This window comes from Streptomyces sp. WAC04114, from assembly GCF_019733245.1.
Classification (GTDB): domain Bacteria; phylum Actinomycetota; class Actinomycetes; order Streptomycetales; family Streptomycetaceae; genus Streptomyces; species Streptomyces massasporeus_A.
This window is the reverse complement of the sequence record NZ_JAIGQA010000330.1, coordinates 1-3146: the sequence shown is the minus strand read 5'-3', so window position 1 is coordinate 3146 and position 3146 is coordinate 1. Positions and strand designations below refer to the sequence as shown.

General features: G+C 76.8%; 2 protein-coding genes. One reads left to right on the top strand and one right to left on the bottom strand.

The window, feature by feature from the left end; all coding sequences use genetic code 11:
• Nucleotides 1-1333: serine/threonine-protein kinase (locus tag K4G64_RS38825; RefSeq protein ID WP_221760552.1), on the bottom strand; the 1333-nt coding region annotated here is incomplete at its 3' end.
• A 390-nt stretch (nt 1334-1723) separates the two neighbouring features.
• Here K4G64_RS38825 and K4G64_RS38820 point away from each other — a divergent pair.
• Nucleotides 1724-3146: FHA domain-containing protein (locus K4G64_RS38820; protein WP_221760551.1), on the top strand; the 1423-nt coding region annotated here is incomplete at its 3' end.

Genomic DNA, 3146 nt, shown 5'->3' with positions numbered 1-3146 from the left:
GCTGGGGGCGCTGCGGCTGCGGGGCGTACTGCTGGGGCTGCTGCTGCTGGGGCCGGGCCACCTGGCGCTGGGGGCGGCGGCGCAGCGGGTCCTCGTTCGGGTCGAGGTACTGGACCTGCGTCTGCTCGTTGCGGTCGCGGGCCGCGCGCAGCTGGTTCTGCCAGGGGTGCGGGTCCTCGGGTCCGCCCTGCCCGCCCTGCTGTCCGGGGTGGCCGGGCGAGCCCGGCGGGACCGGCGGCATGACGGCGGTCGGGTCGGCGGCGCCCCGGTGGTTCATGACGGCGGTGGGGTCGGCGGCGCCGGCCGGGCCGGAGGTGTGCGGCAGGACGCTGGTCGCGGCGTTCGGGTCGTACGAGCCCGCGCCCTGCGGGAGGACCTGGGTGGGGTCGGCCGCGCCGGGGGTGTCCGGCACCGGCGCGGGGGCCGGGTCGGGCACGAGGAGCATGCCGACGCCCTCGGCGGCGGCGATCTGCGCGGAGTTCGCGTGCACCCCGATGCCCTCGGCGACGACGCGCAGGCCACGGGCGAGGTTCTCGGCGCTGGGCCGCTCGTCCGGGTTCTTGCGCAGACAGCGCTCGATGACCGTCCACAGCGGGTCGGGGACCGTCGAGGGGCGGCGCGGTTCGGCGCTCAGGTGCTGGTGCAGCACCTCCAGGGCGGAGCCGCCGGAGAACGGCGGGCGGCCGGTGACCAGCTCGTACAGCAGGATGCCGGCGCCGTAGATGTCGACGGCGGAGGTCTGCGGGCGGCCCTCGGCCGACTCGGGCGCGACGTACGCGGGCGTGCCGACGAACTCCTGGGTGCGGGTCAGTCCCGGGGAGTCGGCGAGGCGGGCGATGCCGAAGTCGGTCAGCAGCGGGTGCATCTGCCCGTTGTACTGCTGGAGCAGGACGTTGGCCGGCTTGAGGTCGCGGTGGACGACGCCGTCGGCGTGGCTGGCGGCGAGCGCGTCGGCGATCTGGGCGGTGAGCAGGGCGGCGGCGACCGGGGTGAACGGCCCGTTCTCGCGCAGGTAGCGGTGCAGGTCGGGGCCCTCGACGAGGTCCATGACCAGCGCCAGCAGCTCGCCCTCGACGACCAGGTCACGGACCCGGACGATGTTCGGGTGGGTCAGCCGCAGCAGGACCGACCGCTCGCGCAGGAACCGCATGACGATGTCCGGGTCGCCGGCCAGCTCCTCTTTGAGGACCTTGATCGCGACGGTCTCGCCGGGCTGCCCCGGCACGGCCGCCTCGGCGCCCGCGGTCTCGCGCTGGCGGGCGCGCCAGACGGTGCCCGTGGCGCCGCGTCCGAGCGGCTCCTCGAGGAGGTACTTGCTGCCTACCGGCCGCACGTCATGCGCTCCCTGGTGCTTGCCTTGCCTGCTGGCCTGTCCGACCCACTGTAGTGCCGGGGGGCCGGGGACCGGTGTGTCGTCTTTCTGTGGGTCTCACGCGGTGGGTCTTACGTAGTGGGTCTTACGTAACGGCCGTCACAGCCGTTCGAAGGAAAGACGCTCACCTCGGTCGTGTGGTTGCCGGGAGTGAGCGTGACCGATCTCAAGCGGTCGCCTGTGGGTCATCTCTCAGGCACTTTTGCGGGCAGAGCCGACCAATCAAGATCACCTTTTCCGGAGCGAGGGGCGCGCTGTCAGTGGCAGGTGCGAGGATGCTGGCAGTACTGGCCGACGTGCTGGGGCGGGGTGGGGGACTCCGCGCCCGGGCAGAAGGGACCGCTGACGGCGATGCAGATCCGGCTGACCGTCGTAGATCCGCTGGGCCCGTCGGCGCCGGCGCGGGACCGCGCCCCGCGCAGCGACGTGCTGGTCACGGCGCCCGCCGGTACGGCGCTCGCCGCGGTGGCGTCCGCGCTCGCCCAGGTGGTCTCCGGTGGTGACGGCTCGGGGACGCCCGTGCTGTACGCCGGGGAGCAGCGGCTCGACGCCCAGCGCTGCACGCTCGGCGAGCCCCCGCTGACCGACGGCGCCGTGCTGTCCGTGGGCGGGCCGGGCGAGCCCGAGCCGCATCCCGAGCTCGAGGACGCCCCGGCCCAGCTCCAGGTCGTGGCCGGCCCCGACGCCGGCGGTGTCCATCTCCTGCACGGCGGTGAGATCCGCGTCGGCCGCTCCGCCGACGCCGACGTGCCGCTCGACGACCCGGACGTCTCCCGGCTGCACTGCACGGTGACGGTGAGCGCGGACGGCCGCGTCGCGGTCGCCGACCTGGACTCCACGAACGGCACGACGGTGAACGGCGCGCGGGTCGGCGGCCGGGCGGTCCCCTTCGCGCCGGGTGCGCTGCTGCGGATCGGTGAGTCGACCCTGCGGCTGGCTCCCGCCGGGGGGCCCGGGGGCCGGGTCGAGACGACACCCGACGGGGAGGGGCACGTGCGCGTGGCCGGCCCCGCCGGGGACACGGCGGCGTCGCACGCGCGCGTGGCCGACCCGAGACCGGCCGCGCCCGCCGGTCCCACGCACCACGCCCACGGCACGGCGGCCTGGGGCACGCCCGGTGCCTCCGGGAGCGGCTCGGCCGATCCGGCCGTGGTGCCCGGGCAGGGCGGGGCACCACGGATCGAGAGCGGCGGTCCGGACGCCGCGTCCGAACGGCCGGAGGGCCGGGCGGACGGCGGCGGGGCCCACCCTGTGGGCAGCGGCGGTGAGACCTACGCCGGGGGCTCGCGGAGCGAGGTGCCGACCGGGGGTGCGGCCCACGCTGGGGACAGCCGGGGTCAGGCGCCTGTGCGAGGCGCCGGTGGCGGAGCACGCGCCGGAGACGGCCGGAGCGAGGTGCCGGCCCAGGAGGCCGGCCGCAGCCAGGCGCCCTCCGCGGACACACCGCGTGCGGCCCACGCGGGGGACAGTTGGAGTCGGGCGTCCGCCCAGGGCACCGGGGGCGCGGCCCACGCCGGGGACGGCTGGAGCGAGGTGCCGCCCCGGGGCGGCGCAGGGGCCGGGGACGGTTGGACTCAGACGCCCGCCCAGGGTGCCGGGGGTGCGGCCCGCTCGGGAGACAGCCGCGGCGGGGTGCCGGCCCAGGGCGCCCGGCGCGCGGGGAACGGCCCGGGCACCGAGGACGCGGCACGTTCGCAGGCCGGAGCCGCACGGACTGCCCCCGAGACGCACGGGACGCCCACCCGGCGGCCCGAAGCCGCTCAGGGTCCCTCCC